The following is a 15342-nucleotide window of genomic DNA, read 5'->3' as shown; positions in this document are numbered from 1 at the left end:
CTTGACGTCGGCCCATCGGCGCCGCTCTGGCCCCCTTCACCCGACTCGAGTCGGGCGACATGGCCGCGCCGCTCGGACACTGGAGTCGGCGGCTACTCGCCGATCGCACGGGCGAGCTCCCTCGCGGCCTTGGCGATCTCGGCGCTCTCGCCCACCGCGAGTTGGCGGATGAGGCCGCGCCGGGACCGTACGGCCTCGCGGGCCTCGCGCTCCCACACCACGTGGTTCTCGCGGTGGTTGAGCAGTTTGGGATAGACGGCCGCCGTGTCCTCCCACTGCCGTGCGGCGGCGATGCCGCCGAGCAGCTCGATGATCTGTGCACGACACGTGACACCGGGCAGCTGGGCCAGTTCCCACAGGAAGGGAACGGTGGCGGCCGTGGCCTGCTCGACGACGAAGCCGTACTGGCAGATACGGTCCCGCAGTTGACCGACTGCGCCCCGGGCCGCTTCGGGGGCGCCCCAGGCGATCGCGCGGAGGAGCAGCGGGATGCCCTCCGCCGATCCCGTGGAGTCCTTGATCTCGTGCCATGGCACGTCGCCCACGGTCGACAGCGGTTCGGCCCCCAAGGCGTTGAACGGTGCCGCCGCATGCTCGGTCCGCCGTGTGCTGGCAGGGTTCGTCCGGTGCGCTGGCGATGACACGACATCTCCCTGAATCGGCGTCAGGTCGAGACGTCAGCACGTGGGTTGACGTCGAGGCTATTATCCACGCCGACGGAGCCTCCGTGCAATTGCACGGGAAATTGCGCGAAAACTGGGTAGGGAACAGTAGGGCCCGCGGGGCGGCGTCGCGGCACGCGGGTCGTGAAAACGCAAGGAGGTCGTGGTGTCGCCAGTGCCGAACGGAGTGCGAGCCAGCTCGCTGGACGCCCGATGGATCAAGAGCCGGCGCAGCAATGCCGAGGGCAACTGCGTCGAGGTCGCGCCTCTGGTCGACGGGGCCATAGCGCTCCGCAACTCCCGCGACCCCGACGGTCCCGCACTCGTCTACACATCCGCCGAACTGGCCGCTTTCCTGGCGGGCGCGAAGGAGGGCGAGTTCGACCACCTGGTCCAGCCGGACGCGACCGCGCACCGCTGATCGATCACAACGGCCCATACCTGTCGAGGACATGGGCCGGGGAGTGCCGTGTGCGCTAGCCTGACCGCGATGCCACCGGTCTGCTGGGAGCCAGAATGTCAGCCGAGTCACCTCGTGTCTCCCGCCTGGAACCCTATCTGGACCGCGTCGAGCCCGCGCCGACTTTGCTGAAAATGCTGGTCGGTGTGCAGCTGACGGGCTTCCGTGAGGACGCGGGCCTCGCTCAGGACCAGGCGGCGCGCGCCCTCGGTTTCAGTGCGGCGAAGCTGTCGCGCATCGAGTCGGGCAAGGGCCGCAAGCCCCCGACCGAGGCGGACGTGCACGCCCTGCTGAAGCTGTACGGCACGGACGAGTACGAGTCCTCGGTCCTGCTCAGGCTCCTCAAGCGGGCCGGTGAGCCCGGCTGGTGGCAGCGGTACGACAAGCGGCTGATGCCCGAGTGGTTCGACCGGCTGGTGGGCCTCCAGGAGGCGGCCGCCGCGATCCGTACCTTCGAGATCCAGTACGTGCCCGGTCTGCTGCAGACCCCCGCCTACACGCGCGCCGTGGTGAAGCGTGGCCTGCCGACGGCTCCCGAGAGCGAGGTGCGCCGGCGGGTCGAACTGCGCACGCGCCGAGCCCGGTTGCTGCAGCGCGAGGGCGCTCCCCAACTGTGGGCGATCATCGACGAGTCGGTGCTGCTGCGCGTCCTGGGCGGCCCGGACGTGATGCGCGAGCAGCTCGCGCATCTGCTGGACATGGCCCAGCGCCGGCATGTGACGGTGCAGATCGTCCCGTTGGACGTGACGAACGCGTCGGCGCCCGCGATCCCGGTCACCTATCTGCGGTTCGGCGGCCTGGATCTGCCCGACGTGGTCTACCTGGAGCACATCCGCAGCGCCAACTTCCTCGAGGACCGCGACGAGACCGAGGAGTACCGGGTCGCGCTGGACCGGCTGGCCGACGAGGCGCTCCAGCCGCGGCAGTCCATCGAACTGCTCGCGAAGATCATGGAGGAACGCTACCCGGCGTCGTGAACACCGTTAACACGAGGGGGGGCCGTACACGCACGGCCGCCCTACGTTCCGACAGGTCGGTCTAGACGATGCGGCCGACACCGCCGAACTCGATCCACTCATGGGTGAGCTGACGGGGTGCCACCTCGGTGTCCGGGCGCCACGTCGACACCTCGACGAGTCCCGGCTCAAGGATCTCCAGGCCCTCGAAGAGCTGGGCGACGTCCTCCTCCTCGCGGACGCGGCCCCAGTTGCCCTGAGTGGCCTGGTCCATGAAGTCGGTGACGAACTTGCGTACTTCGGGGTCCTCACTGACCAGCTGGCACATCAGCATGATGCTGCCGGGGGCCAGCCGCTCCTTCACCCTGCGGGCCAGTGCGAGCGGACCGTCGGTGTCACTGTCCGGGATGCAGTGCATGACCGAGTTGAAGAGCACGGCCACCGGCTGGGAGAAGTCGATCAGCCGCTGCGTCTCGGAGTGCGAGAAGATCAGGTCGGTGTCCCGCATGTCGGCGTGGATGACGGCCGTGCGGTCGTCCTGCTCGAGCAGGGCCCGGCCGTGGACCAGCACCATCGGATCGTTGTCGACGTACACCACGTGGGCGGTGGGGTCGATGCTCTGGGCCACCTGGTGCACGTTGTTCTGCGTGGGCAGGCCGGATCCGTGGTCGAGGAACTGCCGGATGCCGTAGTCCTTCACCAGGGTGCCGACGACGCGCTGGAGGAAGCGACGGTTGTTGATCGCCAGTCGCCGGGTGCTGGGCACGACCTTGTCGAGCTCCTCGACCGCCGCCCGGTCGGCGGCGTAGTTGTCCTTGCCGCCCAGGTAGTAGTCGTACATGCGCGCGGCCGTCGGCACACTGGGGTCGATCTCTTGGGACGGCTGCTCAACCATGTGCATCGCTCCCGGTCTCTACCGTGTCAACTGCCCGGTGATTACAGGGAGTACATCCTAGAGACTCGGCATTCTTCCCGGTAAGCCCACGAACGGACGATCCGTGAAACGCTCCCTGGCGACCGGCCTTCCGCGTCGGTCTTGAGTGCGACTCCGTGGAAAGGCAGCGCCATGCGCATCGGACTGCTCGGCACCGGCCCCTGGGCACAGATGGTCCACGCACCCGCTCTCGGCGGGCACGAGGGGGTGGAGTTCGCAGGAGTGTGGGGGCGGCGGGCCGACACCGCCAAGGAGCTGGCGGATCTCCATGGCACCCGGCCCTACGACGCCGTGGACGCCCTGTTGGCCGAGGTGGACGCGGTCGCGGTGGCGCTGCCGCCGGACGTACAGGCTCCCCTCGCCGAGCGCGCCGCCCGCGCGGGCTGCCATCTGCTCCTGGACAAGCCCCTTGCGGTGTCGGTCGAGAGGGGCCGGGCGGTCGTCGAGGCGGCACAGGAGTCGGGGGTCGCCTCGGTGGTGTTCCTCACGACCCGTTTCCAGCCCGAGGCCGACGCTTGGATCGCCGAACAGGCGGACAGGGGCGGTTGGTTCACGGCTCGGGCGGAGTGGCTCGGCGCGGTGTTCACGACGGACAGCCCGTTCGGCGCGTCGCCGTGGCGCCGCGAGAAGGGCGCCCTCTGGGACGTCGGCCCGCACGCCCTGTCCGTGCTCCTTCCGGTGCTGGGCGACGTACGGCGCGTGGCCGCCGCGGCCTCCGGGCCCGGTGACACCGCTCACCTGGTCCTCGACCACCTCGGCGGTGCCTCCAGCACTCTGACGCTGAGCCTCACGGCTCCGCCGGCGGCGGCCGGTGCCACCGTGGAACTGCGGGGCGAGGCCGGGGTGACCTCGCTGCCGGAAGCCGCCGACGGAGCGCTGTCCGCCTACGGCCGTGCCGTGGACGCCCTGCTGTCCGCCGCGCGCACGGGCCGGCCGCATCCGTGCGACGCCGCCTTCGGGCAGCGCGTGAGCGAGATCCTCGCCGCCGCCGAAGCGCTGCTGGTCGGCTGACGACAACGACGGTCCACGGCGGGTGCGCGCACCCGCCGTGCTGACCGGCGGCCAGGCTCCGTCCTTCTCGAACGGCTCGTCGCTCCACCGGAACCAGGCCCGGTCGCCCTCGATGTGCAGGAGGAACTCGGGCACGGGTCCGTCCGGCGAGGACAGCGACACACGACGCTGGATCTCGTCGTAGACCTCCTCCCACTTCTCCCAGTGCGCGTCGTCGTCCTGGCCGGCCAGGACGAGTTCACGGGAGAAGAGGTCCCCAACGGCGGCGAAGGCGGGTCCGGGAGTGAATCTCCCGGACAGCCAGGGGAAGTCGGCCTCGTCGATCAGGATCTCGCCGACGCGTTCCGCGCCGCTGTCCACGCGCCAGATCTCACCGTCGAACCCCATCCCGCCTCCGCCGTCCGCCGTCGATCACCGCCCGGTCAGCATGTCAGCCGGCACTGACATCGGCCGGGACCCGGAAGTTGACGCGCTCGCGCACGACGGGATACCCGGCCTTGGCGAAGTGCGCGGCCATCGGGAAGTTGCCCTGGTCCGTGGAGGCGGCGATCAGCTCGGCGCCGTGCTCGACCAGATGGCGGGTGCACTCGACGAGGAGGTCGTAGGCGTATCCGTGTCCGCGCCGTTCCGGTACGACCCCGATGAAGCCGATGCACGGGGTCTCCGGGTTGTGCGCGGGAATGTGGATGCCGACGAACTCGCCGTCCGGCGTGTGCGCGACCTGCCACCACGCGCGCGGGGACGGGCACCAGCGGAAGAAGTCGATCTCCTCCTGCGCCGCCCGGTCCACTCCCCCGCTCTCGATGGCGTCGCGCGCGTGGGCGTCCAGGGTGACGGAGTGGATGCGGCGCAGCGCGTCGAAGAACACGGCGTCGTCCGGCTCGGGCCGGAAGACGAGACGGCCGGGCCGCTCGGGCAGCCCGCAGGCGGGCGTCCAGCGGTACTGGAAGCGCTCCACCAGCAGCTCGTAGCCGGCCGCCCGCGCGGCGGTGAAACGGGCCTCGGCGGCGGCCCGCAGCGCGGGCGCCTCGCGCCAGCCGTTGGGCAGGTTCAGCTCCAGGTCGCGGGCCGGCCAGGGGGCCGTGCGCAACAGCTGTGCGCCGGCCTCCTCCTCGCCCTCGGCCACGTCGAACCAGTCGACGACGATGGGCTCGGCGTCGTCCGGCCCGCCCCACCAGGCGGCGCGTGCCACCACCGTGCCGTCGCGCAGGGCGACGCGCTTCCAGTCGGGGCGGTGCCGAGCCGAACGGAGCGCCTCACGGGTGTGCAGCGGGTCGGGCAGTGCGTCGAAGAGCGCTGCCGAGTTCTCGTCGAGCGTGTGGATGACCGGATCGGTCATGGAATCCTCCGGGATCGCGTGGTGCGCTCCCGGTCGGGTCAGACGTGGCACGCCCGGGATACGGGGAGGGAGCGCTGAATGGATGTGCGTCGCACGGCACTCGCCTCCCTCCGTCTGTCAGGGCGTGTGGGCAGACGCTATGCGGGCCGGGACGCGCGCGTCCACCGTTTTTCTCCGCGGCGGTGTCCGGGTGCCGGGCGTAGCGTGGGAATGTGCGAACGATGCGCGGCCGGTCGTCGCGCATCGACCGGGAGGTACGGGGCTGGCTGCGAGGGGCGCCGCCGCCACGCTGGGTGCGGGTACTGCCCGTGATCCTGCTGGCGGGCATCACCGTGGCCACGCTGGTCAGTCCCGACGCCCTGGACATCGGCTTCCTGCTGGGGGCCATCCCGCCGCTGGCCGTCCTGTCGTACGGCCCCCTCGCGACCGCCCTGCTGGGCGCTCTGGTCGTCGTCGTGCTGAACGTGCCGGCCACCCGGCTGAACCATCCCGGCTACACCGACCTGCTCACGATCAGCTTCGTCGCCCTACTGAGCGTGTTGGTGTCCTATGTACGCAGTCGCCGGGACGAGCAGTTGACCCTGGAGCGCACGGTCGCGAAGGCCGTGCAGCAGGCCGTCGTGCCGCCGCTTCCCAAGCGGGTCGGTGCCGTGGGGTGCGCGGGTCTGTACCAGGCCGCCGAGCACGGAACGCTGGTCGGCGGGGACTTCTTCGACGTGCGCGAGGGGCCGTACGGCGTCCGGGCGGTGATGGCCGACGTGCAGGGGCACGGGTTGCAGACGGTCACCACGGTGGTCTCGCTCCTGGGTGCCTTTCGCGAGGCGGTGCTCGACCAGCCCGGCCTGGAGGCGGTGGCGGGCCGGATGGACCGCAGGCTGACGGTGGACTCGGCGAAGGTACGGCATGCCGAGCTGTTCGCCACGGCCCTGCTGCTGGAGTTCTCCGCCGACCTCCGTTCGGTGCGGATCGTGTCGTGCGGTAACCCGGCTCCGGTGCTGCTGCACGCGGGACGGGCCCGCGTGATCGGTGTTCCGGCCGGGGTTCCGTTGGGGCTCGGGATGCCCGGAGTCGATCCGCCGAAGGAGGTCACGGTGGCGCTGGAGCCGGGCGACCGGCTGTTCCTGGCCTCCGACGGGGTGTGGGAGGCCAGGGACTCCTCCGGCACGTTCTATCCCCTCGTCGAACGACTCACCGGGTTCGCCGGCGCAGAACCGGAGGAGCTGACCGGGCTGGTGTGGGCGGACCTCGCCCAGCACAGCGGCGAGATCCACGACGACACCACCATGCTCGTCCTCACCCCCCTGTGCTCGTCCGGCTGAAGCCGCCGTCAGCCGACGTTCCAGAGGAAGCGGTGGGTGTGGATGCCGAAGTACGGGAACGACTGGATCCGGCCCACGCCCTCGATCTGCCGCACCACGTCGTTCACGAAGTCGAGCAGGTCCTTGGGGCCCGGGGTGACCACCTCGGCGAACAGGTCGAAGCCGCCGGAGGTGAGCACCGAGTAGACCACCTCGGGCCGTTCGGCCAGTGCGTCGGCCACGGCCCGCGGGTCGCCGTCCACGCCGATGCCGAGCAGTGCCATTGCCTGGCCGCCCATGGCCATCGGGTCGGTGACGCCGACGACCTGGACGGCCTTGGAGTCCAGCAGCCGCTGCAGCCGCTGCCGGGCCGCCGAGGCGGACAGACCGACCTTCGGTCCGAGGTCGGCGTACGCGATGCGACCATCGGTCTGCAGCTCGCGCAGGATGGCCCGGTCGATGTCGTCCACGGTGTTTCCCTCCTCCTTCCGCCGCCCCTGCCCGCCCCGACGGCCGGTCTCAGCCGGTCAGTTCGGCGAGGGCGGCGGCGAAGACCTCGGTGTGGGTGTCGACGTCCCGCTCGGTCGTGTCGGGGCACATCAGCGCCATGTTGTGGAACGGGGTGAGCAGGATGCCGCGGTTGGCGAGGTAGAGGTGGAGGAAGTCCTCCAGCTCGGGGTCGCCCGCCGCCTCGGACTCGGTGCCGGTGCGCGGTGCCGGGCTGGTGAAGCGGTACTCGGTACGGGCGCCGAGGCGGCTCACCGACCAGGGCAGGCCGTGCTTCTCGAGGCCCACGCGGACACCGGCCTCGAAGCGCTCGGACAGCTCGGCCATCCGGGCGAACGCCTCGTCCGTGAGCACGTGCTCCAGCGTGGCCCGCATCGCGGCGACCGACAGCGCGTTGCCCGCGAGGGTGCCGCCGACGCCGCCCATGTCCACGAGGTCCAGGTCGTCACGGGCCAGCAGCCGGTCGGCGAGGTCGGCCGAGAGCCCGTAGGCACCGGCCGGGATGCCACCGCCGATGGCCTTGCCGATGGTGAGCAGGTCGGGCTCCAGGTCCCAGGCGGCCGTGCAGCCGCCCGGTCCGGCGGAGAACGTGTGCGTCTCGTCGTTGATCAGCAGGGTGCCGTACTGCCGTGTCAGGGCACGCACGCCGGCCGGATAGCCGGGTTCCGGCAGCACGATGCCGATGTTGGTGAGCGCGGGTTCCATCAGGACGGCGGCGACGTCGCCGTGGGCCAGTTCGCGCTCCAGCTGCGCCAGGTCGTTGAACTCGGCGACCCTGCTGGTCAGCGTGACGTCGCAGGGGGCGCCGACGTTGCCGGGGCGGGCCGTGCCGCGGCCGTCCGGGCCGACGACGATCAGCGACTCGTCGACGCTGCCGTGGTAGCTGTAGCTGTTCACCAGGATCTTCGAGCGGCCGGTGACGGCCCGGGCGAGCCGGATCGCCCAGCGGTTGGCGTCGGTCGCGGTCAGCGAGAAGCTCCAGCGGGCCAGGCCGAAGCGGCGGGTGAGTTCCGCGCCGACCCACTCGGCGTCCTCGGTGGGGAGCATCGCGGTGGCGCCCCCCTGCTCGGCGAACCGACGCTGCACCGCTTCGGCCACCGGGGCGGGCGAGTGACCGGCCATCGCTCCCGTGTCGCCGAGGCAGAAGTCGACGTACTCGTGCCCGTCGATGTCCGTCACGCGCGCCCCGCGGGCCGTGGCCAGGTAGCGCGGGAAGGCACCGGCGGTCTTGTTCATCCACGTCATCGGCACCCGGCCGAAGAGATGGTCGGCCCGTGCGTAGGCCGCCCTGGAGCGCGGGTTGAGGCGCTCGGCCTCGGCGCTCTCCCGGGCCAGAAGGTGATGCAGACGAGTGCGGTCCATGGGATACCTCGGACAGGACGACGACGGTACGACGACAGAATGGCGTCAGCCTACGATCGAATGTGCGAAATCATCAAGCGTTCACGCTTGAATCCGTTGCCGGAACAACGGAATCAGGCGCGTATCAGAGTCCATGCGCATACCCCTGCCCAACTGCCGACCCCTGTCGCGAAGTTCGAGCGCCCCGGCCGTAAACGCCAGGCCGCGCCACCCCTTCCGTGCCATAGAAATATCCACAAGGATGCATATGCCGGGACGGTGTGCGGCCGCACCACGCCCGGCAATTCCCATCCCGGCGCCGAGTCGGGCGAGAGATCATCCGGAGCGGCAGATGAGGAACGCGACGTGGATGCAGGGCGTGGAGTGGCTCGCGGCGGCCGCCTCGGACCCCCGGACCTGCAAGCGCCAGTGGGACCAGGGCGACGGCATCGCACTGCTGGCGGCCGGGCGGTACTGGGACGTGCTCAGCGTGCCCGACGAGCTGGGCCTGCTCACCCTGGACCTGCTGTGGCGTCCTACTCTGCCCGTACCAGGACCCACGCTCGTGGACACCAGCTCCCATCGCGTCGGATTCTTCCTGCCGCCCGATCCGACGAGCCACTGGATCGGTGCCGGCCTACGGCACGCGACCAAGGGCTCCTGGGTCGCCGTGCCACCGCCGTACCGTCCGGCGGGGCTCCTGGAGTGGCTCATCCCACCGGACGGAACGGGAAAACTCCACGCCCCGCACACCCTGGAAGTCGCCCTTCGCCAGGCCAACGGCACGCTGACGGTCCTGCGCGGAGAGTGAACGCCACTTCCAGGCAAGGGAGTTCGACAGGTGCTGCAGGCGTCCTCACCGCCGGGCCGGCACGTCCGCGAACGAGGCCCACTGCACATCGGGCTCGGCGGGCAGGGCGCGGCCCCTGGCGTGCCACTCCTGCAGGAGTTCCGTGTGGATGGGCGTACGGCCGCCGGGGCCGTGGGTCGGTTCGGCGAACCGGCGGGACGTGCTGCGGGCCCCGGGCGGACTCTTCAGCGCATGGGGTTCTCGGTCCATGCCGGAGCAACGCATGCAGTGCGCCGGTGGTACGCGAGCGGGCGGGCGCTCACCCGGTCGGGTGAGCGCCCGCCCGTTCGGGGACATGCCCGGTGCGACAAGTATCCCGGGCCGAAGGTGAGGTGGCGTGGGTGCGGTGCCGTGCCGAAGGTGTCAGCAGATCCTCGGGAGTTGCTCCCCCAGCGGCATGTCGACGACCCGGGTGCCGCCCAGGCCGGTGCGGGCCACCACCATGCCGGGGTGGTCCGCCACCGCCTCGCCGATGATCCTGGCCTCCGCGCCCAGCGGATGGGCCCGCATCGCCTCCAGTACGGCGTCGGCGTGCGCACGCGGGACGAACGCCACCAGCTTGCCCTCGTTGGCGACGTAGAAGGGGTCGAGGCCCAGCACGGCACAGGCGTTGGACACGGCGGGCGGGACCGGGACCTCCCGTTCCGTGATCACGACACCGGTGCCGGCGGCTGCCGCGATCTCGTTGAGGGAGGCCGCGAGGCCCCCGCGCGTCGGGTCGCGCAGGACGTGCAGATCCGGGGTGACCGCGAGCATGGCCTCCACCAGCCCGCCGAGGGGAGCGCAGTCGCTCACGATCTCGACCCCGAACTCCAGTCCCTCGCGCACGCTCATGATCGCCACACCGTGCGCACCGATCGCGCCGCTGACGATCACCACGTCACCGGGTACGACGCGCTGCGGACGCAGGTCGACACCTGCCGGGATCAGGCCGATCCCGGCGGTGTTGACGAAGATCCCGTCCCCGTGCCCGGCCTCGACGACCTTGGTGTCGCCCGTCGCCACCTCCACCCCGGCGGCCCGAGCAGCAGCGCCCAGTGCCTCGGCGACGCGGGAGACGGTCTCGACCTCCACGCCCTCCTCCAGAATGAATCCGCAGGAGAGATAGGCGGCCTTGGCACCGCTCATCGCGAGGTCGTTGACGGTGCCGTCGACGGCGAGGTCGCCGATGCTGCCGCCGGGGAAGAACAGCGGCCGTACGACGAACGAGTCGGTGGAGAAGGCCAGTCGGACTCCGCCCAGCGAGAGCGCGGCGGCGTCGCCCAGCTGGGCGAGGGCCTCGCCCCCGAAGGCGGGCGCGAAGACGTGCTGAACGAGTTCGGCGGAGAGCGTGCCGCCCCCGCCGTGGCCCATGACGATCCGGGGCTGGTCACGCAGCGGGGCCGGGCAGGTCCAAGCGGTGGGGTCCAGGGTGGTGGCGGTGCTGTCAGGCAACGGGGCTCGCCTCCCGGGGCGTCGAGGTGGCCGTAAGGCGCCGGTAGAGGTAGTACGCGGCGCAGGCGCCCTCGCTGGAGACCATGGTGGCTCCGAGCGGGGTGCGGGGTGTGCAGCGGGTGCCGAACGCCTCGCACTCGTACGGCTTGAGCAGTCCCTGCAGGACCTCGCCGCTGCGGCACTCGGCGGGTTCGCGGGTGCGGATGCCCTCGACGGAGAAGCGCGACTCGGCGTCGTACTCCCGGTATTTGGCGGACAGCCGCCACCCGCTGTCGGGGATCACGCCGATGCCGCGCCACGCGCGGTCGGTGACCTCGAAGACGTCCTCCAGCATGGCCCGCGCGGCGGGGTTGCCCTCGGCGCGGACGGCGCGCGGATAGGCGTTCTCGACGGTGTGCTCCCCGTGCTCCAGCTGGGCCACGGTCCGGCGCACGCCCTCCAGGATGTCGAGGGGTTCGAAGCCGGTGACGACGATCGGGACGCGATGGCGGTCTGCCAGTGCCGGGTACTCGTCGACTCCCATCACGGTGCACACGTGCCCCGCGGCCAGGAAGCCCTGCACGCGGCAGTTCGGGGAGCGCATGATCGCCTCGATGGCCGGGGGCACCCGCACATGGGACACCAGCAGGCTGAAGTTGCGGATGCCGAGCTTGCGGGCCTGATGGACCGTCATGGCGTTGGGAGGCGCGGTCGTCTCGAAGCCGATGCCGAAGAACACCACCTGGCGGTCCGGGTTCTGCTGGGCGATGCGCAGCGCGTCGAGCGGCGAGTACACGACCCGTACGTCCCCTCCCTCGCCGCGCACCTGGAACAGGTCCCGTCCGGTGCCGGGCACGCGGAGCATGTCACCGAAGGAACAGAAGATCACGTCCGGGCGGGAGGCGATCTCCAGGGCCTTGTCGATGACTTCGAGCGGGGTCACGCACACGGGACAGCCCGGCCCGTGGATCAACTCGACTTCGTCCGGCAGGAGTTGGTCGATCCCGTGCCGGATGATGGAGTGTGTCTGCCCGCCGCAGACCTCCATCAGCGCCCAGGGCCTGGTCACCGTGGCGTGAATGTCGTCGAGGAGGCGCCGGGCCAGCTCCGGGTCCTGGAACTCGTCGATGTACTTCACTTCCCCACCTCCTGTCCGGCGGCCGCTTCCCACGGATCTCCGAACTCCTCCTGAAGCATGCCGAGTTCGGAGAACAGCTCGAGCGTCTGCCGTGCCGACTCCTCGTCGAGGCGCTGCAGCGCGAACCCGACGTGCACGATGGCGTACTCGCCGACCTGGAGGTCGGGCAGGTACTCCAGGCACACCTCCTTGACCACTCCGCCAAAGTCGACGGAGGCAACCCGGGTGCCGTCCCGTTCCTCGATCTCCAGCACTCTGCCGGGTACCGCCAGGCACATGGGCCTCTCCTCGCTGTGAAGTCGTCTGTACGGTCGTTCAGTCGGTCGCGCCGGCGCGGGCGGCCACCATGAGCTGGCCCAGGGCCAGGCCGCCGTCGCCGGGCGGGACGAGGTGGTGACGCAGCACCGTGAAACCGTCCGCCTCCAGGGCCGTGGCGCAGGCGGAGGAGAGCAGCGTGTTGAGGAACACGCCGCCGGTGAGGGCGACGGCGTCCAGAGCGTGCCGTTCCCTGGCCACGACGCAGACACCGTGGACCAGCGCGGCGACGGCCCGGTGGAAGCGGGCGGCGATCCACGCGGATGGCACGTCGGCCCGCAGGTCGTCCACGACCGCCGCGAGCACGGGAGCCGGGTCGGCACGGAGCGGGCCGGTGTCCGTCGCCTGCACGGCAAAGCCGTACGCGACGGTGTCCTCGGCCGAGGCGGACAGGGCGGCGGCCTCCAACTCGACTGCGGCCTGCGCCTCGTAGCCGACTCGGTGACAGATGCCGGCGAGGGACGACACGGCGTCGAAGAGGCGTCCCATGCTGGAGGTGGGCACGCAGTTCAGGCCACGCTCCAACTGCCTCGACAGGACGGTGTGTTCGTCACGGGGACACGCGGTCACGCAGGGCAGGTCCGCCGACCAGTCGATTCCGGCCGCCTTCAGATGCGCCAGAGCCATGCGGTAGGGCCTTTGGACCGCTGCGTCACCCCCGGCCAGGGGGACGTAGGCGAGGTGCCCGAGGCGGGTGAAGGCGGTGTAGTCCGCGAGCAGGAACTCACCGCCCCACACCGCTCCGTCGTCGCCGTATCCCGTGCCGTCGAAGGCGACGCCGATCACCGGCCGTTCGCCGTCCAGTCCGTGCTCGGCCATCGCGGCGGCGACATGGGCGTGATGGTGCTGGACGCGGACGACCCGCCGACCGACCGCGTTGCGTTCGGCCCATTGGGCGGAGCGATATCCGGGATGCCGGTCGGCCGCCAGCAGTTCCGGCCGCACGGGAGTGATCGACTCCAACTGCTCCACGGCACGGGCGAAGGCATGCTGGGTGGCGAGGTCGTCCATGTCCCCGATGTGCGCCGACAGCCAGGCCCGGCGTCCCTCGCCGAGGCAGAACACGTTCTTCAGATCGCCGCCGACCGCGAGGGCGGGACGTACCGGTACCGGCAGGTCCAGGGGCAGGGGCGCGTAGCCGCGGGCGCGGCGCACCACGAGCGGCTCTCCGTCGCACAACCGCACCACCGAGTCGTCGCACGGCACTTGGATCGGCCGGTCGTGCGTGAGCCAGGCGTCGGCCAGGTGCGCGAGCCGCTCCAGGGCGTCCCTGTCGTCGGTGACGATCGGTTCGCCGGACACGTTGCCGCTGGTCATGACGAGCAGCCGGGGTCCCTCGGGGTCCCCGGGCAGGCCGAACAGGAGGTGGTGCAGGGGCGTGTACGGCAACATGACGCCGAGGTCGGGGCTCCTGGGGGCGACGGCGTCGGCCGGCCACGGCTTCTCGGGCGCCCCGCCGGCGCGACGGCGCAGCAGCACGACGGGGCGCGCTGCACCGGTGAGCAGATCACGTTCCCCGGCACTGATCCGCACAAGGTGCTCGATGTCGTCGAGGCTCCGGGCCATCAGCGCGAACGGCTTGTCTCCCCGGGCCTTGCGACGCCGCAGCAGGGCGACGGCGGTCGGGGCGCTCGCGTCGCACGCGAGGTGGTACCCGCCCAGCCCCTTCACCGCGAGGACCGACCCCCGGGCCAGCAGCCGACGCGCCTCGGCCACGGGATCCGCCTCGCCGACCTCCTCGGGAGACCCGTCACCGGGCCGGCCCACGAGCAGACGCAGCCGGGGACCGCAGTGCGGGCAGGCCACGGGCTGGGCGTGGAAGCGCCGGTCGGCGGGGTCGGCGTACTCGCGCGCGCAGGCGGGACACAGGGGGAAGCCCGACATCGTGGTGTGCGCCCGGTCGTAGGGGAGGCCGGTGACGATCGTGAACCGCGGTCCGCAGTGGGTGCAGTTGACGAAGGCGTGGCGGTGCCGCCGGTCGGCGGGATCGGCCAGTTCCCGCAGGCACGCGGCGCAGGTCGCCGTGTCCGGAGGGATGAGGGTGCCTCCCGGTCCGTCGGTCCGGGAGGCGAGGATGCTGAACGTCGTATCGCCGGTGGCGGCCACGTCATGGTGCTCGACGGAGTCCACGCGAGCCAGCGGCGGCGCCTCCACTCCGATGCGGGCACAGAAGCGGTCGACAGACTCGGGCGCGCCCTCGACCTCGACGACCACCCCGTCCGGCGTGTTGGTCACGTGCCCGGTCAGCTTCAGCTCGGTGGCGAGGCAGTGGACGTACGGCCGAAACCCGACCCCCTGCACCACGCCCCGCACGGTGACGCGGCGCCGCAGCGTCGCCCGGCCCGTGACGTCGGTGACGCTCACGAGCGGGAGGCCACCGTGACGCCGGCGTGCTCGGCGTGGGCGTGATCGTGTCCGTGCCCGTGTCCTTGCCGGGCCATGACCGGACGGTGCGGCGCGGCACCGTCCGCCGCGGCGAGGGCGCGGTCCAGCAGGGTGCCGAGCCCCTGCCGCCCGCGCACGGAGGTCAGCAGCACCTCGACGCCGGGATTGACCTGCTCGACGTTCGCACGGAAGGCCGTCTCGTCGAAGTCCACCGCCTCGGCGATGTCGGTCTTGGTGACGACCACGAGGTGCGCGAGACCGAAGGCGGTGGGGTACTTCAGCGGCTTGTCCTCGCCCTCGGTGACGGAGGCCAGGACGACTCGCAGCGTCTCTCCCAGGTCGTAGGAGGCGGGGCAGACCAGGTTGCCGACGTTCTCCACGAACAACAGGCGCGTGGATTCCGGCAGCCAGCCCTCGAGGTGGCGGGCGAGCATCCCGGCCTCGAGATGGCACAGCCCGTCGGTGAGGACCTGCTTGACCGAAGCCCCCGAACGCGCCAGCCGTGCCGCGTCGTTCTCCGTGGCGAGATCCGCGGTGAGCGCGGCGACCGGTACGGACCGCTCGCGCGCCAGGGACAGCTCATGTTCCAGCAGGGCGGTCTTGCCGCTGCCGGGGCTGGACAGCAGGTTGACGAGCGTGGTGCCCCGGGCGGCCAACTCGGCGCGCAGGGTGTGCGCGGCCCCGTCGTTCCGGGCGAGGACTGCCTGGTTGAGGTCGACCGTACGGCACATGG

16 protein-coding genes and 1 pseudogene are annotated in these 15342 nt (G+C 71.3%); 5 read left to right on the top strand and 12 right to left on the bottom strand.

Features of this window, described 5'->3' with window-relative positions; genetic code table 11:
- Window positions 1-92 precede the first annotated feature (92 nt).
- The gene (locus IEZ19_RS21180; protein ID WP_373297023.1) at window positions 93-644 is read right to left on the bottom strand and encodes a hypothetical protein; all 552 of its coding nucleotides are present in this window, start codon (window positions 642-644) and stop codon (window positions 93-95) included.
- Between the two features lie 184 nt (window positions 645-828).
- Between IEZ19_RS21180 and IEZ19_RS21175 the strand changes: the two genes are divergently transcribed.
- Together IEZ19_RS21175 and IEZ19_RS21170 are read left to right on the top strand one after the other, a co-directional pair.
- On the top strand, window positions 829-1083 hold the full coding sequence (locus IEZ19_RS21175) for a DUF397 domain-containing protein (protein WP_189312815.1): 255 nt from the start codon (window positions 829-831) through the stop codon (window positions 1081-1083).
- A gap of 95 nt (window positions 1084-1178) precedes the next feature.
- Window positions 1179-2099 carry a helix-turn-helix domain-containing protein gene (locus IEZ19_RS21170; RefSeq protein ID WP_189312814.1) on the top strand — a complete coding sequence of 307 codons (921 nt, stop codon included), beginning with the start codon at window positions 1179-1181 and terminating at the stop codon, window positions 2097-2099.
- Window positions 2100-2160: 61 nt separating this feature from the next.
- Here the strand turns inward: IEZ19_RS21170 and IEZ19_RS21165 are convergent, their stop codons facing one another.
- The gene (locus IEZ19_RS21165; RefSeq protein ID WP_373297022.1) at window positions 2161-2973 is read right to left on the bottom strand and encodes an SAM-dependent methyltransferase; all 813 of its coding nucleotides are present in this window, start codon (window positions 2971-2973) and stop codon (window positions 2161-2163) included.
- Between the two features lie 171 nt (window positions 2974-3144).
- Between IEZ19_RS21165 and IEZ19_RS21160 the strand changes: the two genes are divergently transcribed.
- Entirely contained in the window at window positions 3145-4023 is an 879-nt protein-coding gene (locus IEZ19_RS21160) for a Gfo/Idh/MocA family protein (protein WP_189312812.1), read from the top strand.
- A 60-nt stretch (window positions 4024-4083) separates the two neighbouring features.
- On the opposite strand, the pseudogene IEZ19_RS50795 reads toward IEZ19_RS21160, so the two are convergent.
- Both IEZ19_RS50795 and IEZ19_RS21155 read right to left on the bottom strand, forming a co-directional pair.
- Window positions 4084-4410, bottom strand: a pseudogene (locus tag IEZ19_RS50795) (hypothetical protein); the annotation flags it as partial.
- Window positions 4411-4453: 43 nt separating this feature from the next.
- Window positions 4454-5362, bottom strand: coding sequence for a GNAT family N-acetyltransferase (locus IEZ19_RS21155; RefSeq protein ID WP_189312811.1), 909 nt, complete (start codon window positions 5360-5362; stop codon window positions 4454-4456).
- A 221-nt stretch (window positions 5363-5583) separates the two neighbouring features.
- Here IEZ19_RS21155 and IEZ19_RS21150 point away from each other — a divergent pair, with 221 nt between their 5' ends.
- The gene (locus IEZ19_RS21150; protein ID WP_189312932.1) at window positions 5584-6681 is read left to right on the top strand and encodes a PP2C family protein-serine/threonine phosphatase; all 1098 of its coding nucleotides are present in this window, start codon (window positions 5584-5586) and stop codon (window positions 6679-6681) included.
- Between the two features lie 8 nt (window positions 6682-6689).
- On the opposite strand, the gene IEZ19_RS21145 is transcribed toward IEZ19_RS21150, so the two are convergent.
- Window positions 6690-7130, bottom strand: coding sequence for an Lrp/AsnC family transcriptional regulator (locus IEZ19_RS21145; protein ID WP_189312810.1), 441 nt, complete (start codon window positions 7128-7130; stop codon window positions 6690-6692).
- Window positions 7131-7179: 49 nt separating this feature from the next.
- The gene (locus tag IEZ19_RS21140; RefSeq protein WP_189312809.1) at window positions 7180-8529 is read right to left on the bottom strand and encodes a transaminase; all 1350 of its coding nucleotides are present in this window, start codon (window positions 8527-8529) and stop codon (window positions 7180-7182) included.
- Between the two features lie 331 nt (window positions 8530-8860).
- On the opposite strand from IEZ19_RS21140, the gene IEZ19_RS21135 reads away from it, so the two are divergent.
- Window positions 8861-9319 carry a hypothetical protein gene (locus tag IEZ19_RS21135; RefSeq protein ID WP_189312808.1) on the top strand — a complete coding sequence of 153 codons (459 nt, stop codon included), beginning with the start codon at window positions 8861-8863 and terminating at the stop codon, window positions 9317-9319.
- A gap of 45 nt (window positions 9320-9364) precedes the next feature.
- Here IEZ19_RS21135 and IEZ19_RS21130 read toward each other — a convergent pair whose 3' ends face one another.
- From IEZ19_RS21130 to hypB, 6 genes are all read right to left on the bottom strand, one after another.
- The gene (locus tag IEZ19_RS21130; protein WP_189312807.1) at window positions 9365-9568 is read right to left on the bottom strand and encodes a hypothetical protein; all 204 of its coding nucleotides are present in this window, start codon (window positions 9566-9568) and stop codon (window positions 9365-9367) included.
- Window positions 9569-9721: 153 nt separating this feature from the next.
- Window positions 9722-10792: a hydrogenase expression/formation protein HypE gene (gene hypE, locus IEZ19_RS21125; RefSeq protein WP_189312806.1), complete on the bottom strand. Its 1071-nt coding sequence runs from the start codon at window positions 10790-10792 to the stop codon at window positions 9722-9724.
- Window positions 10785-11909: a hydrogenase formation protein HypD gene (gene hypD / locus IEZ19_RS21120; RefSeq protein WP_189312805.1), complete on the bottom strand. Its 1125-nt coding sequence runs from the start codon at window positions 11907-11909 to the stop codon at window positions 10785-10787. The genes hypE and hypD overlap by 8 nt, the downstream gene beginning before the upstream one ends.
- On the bottom strand, window positions 11906-12187 hold the full coding sequence (locus tag IEZ19_RS21115) for a HypC/HybG/HupF family hydrogenase formation chaperone (RefSeq protein WP_189312804.1): 282 nt from the start codon (window positions 12185-12187) through the stop codon (window positions 11906-11908). The genes hypD and IEZ19_RS21115 overlap by 4 nt, the downstream gene beginning before the upstream one ends.
- 37 nt (window positions 12188-12224) lie before the next feature.
- Window positions 12225-14588 (bottom strand): carbamoyltransferase HypF, encoded by a 2364-nt coding sequence (gene hypF, locus IEZ19_RS21110; protein ID WP_189312803.1) that lies wholly within the window; start codon window positions 14586-14588, stop codon window positions 12225-12227.
- Window positions 14585-15340, bottom strand: coding sequence for a hydrogenase nickel incorporation protein HypB (hypB, locus tag IEZ19_RS21105; RefSeq protein ID WP_189312802.1), 756 nt, complete (start codon window positions 15338-15340; stop codon window positions 14585-14587). The genes hypF and hypB overlap by 4 nt, the downstream gene beginning before the upstream one ends.
- Window positions 15341-15342 lie beyond the last annotated feature (2 nt).

It is taken from the genome of Streptomyces brasiliensis, assembly GCF_014647875.1.
GTDB classification, from domain to species: Bacteria; Actinomycetota; Actinomycetes; order Streptomycetales; family Streptomycetaceae; genus Streptomyces; species Streptomyces brasiliensis.
Note: the sequence above shows the minus strand (reverse complement) of the source record. Positions and strands in the feature narration are given on the sequence as shown.

Coding starts and splice junctions, on each gene's coding strand:
- IEZ19_RS21170 (WP_189312814.1), top strand. CDS start 1,179: ATGTCAGCCGAGTCACCTCGTGTCTCCCGCCTGGAACCCTATCTGGAC.
- IEZ19_RS21165 (WP_373297022.1), bottom strand. CDS start 2,973: ATGGTTGAGCAGCCGTCCCAAGAGATCGACCCCAGTGTGCCGACGGCC.
- IEZ19_RS21160 (WP_189312812.1), top strand. CDS start 3,145: ATGCGCATCGGACTGCTCGGCACCGGCCCCTGGGCACAGATGGTCCAC.
- IEZ19_RS21155 (WP_189312811.1), bottom strand. CDS start 5,362: ATGACCGATCCGGTCATCCACACGCTCGACGAGAACTCGGCAGCGCTC.
- IEZ19_RS21150 (WP_189312932.1), top strand. CDS start 5,584: ATGCGCGGCCGGTCGTCGCGCATCGACCGGGAGGTACGGGGCTGGCTG.
- IEZ19_RS21140 (WP_189312809.1), bottom strand. CDS start 8,529: ATGGACCGCACTCGTCTGCATCACCTTCTGGCCCGGGAGAGCGCCGAG.
- IEZ19_RS21135 (WP_189312808.1), top strand. CDS start 8,861: ATGAGGAACGCGACGTGGATGCAGGGCGTGGAGTGGCTCGCGGCGGCC.
- IEZ19_RS21130 (WP_189312807.1), bottom strand. CDS start 9,568: ATGGACCGAGAACCCCATGCGCTGAAGAGTCCGCCCGGGGCCCGCAGC.
- IEZ19_RS21115 (WP_189312804.1), bottom strand. CDS start 12,187: ATGTGCCTGGCGGTACCCGGCAGAGTGCTGGAGATCGAGGAACGGGAC.
- hypB (WP_189312802.1), bottom strand. CDS start 15,340: ATGTGCCGTACGGTCGACCTCAACCAGGCAGTCCTCGCCCGGAACGAC.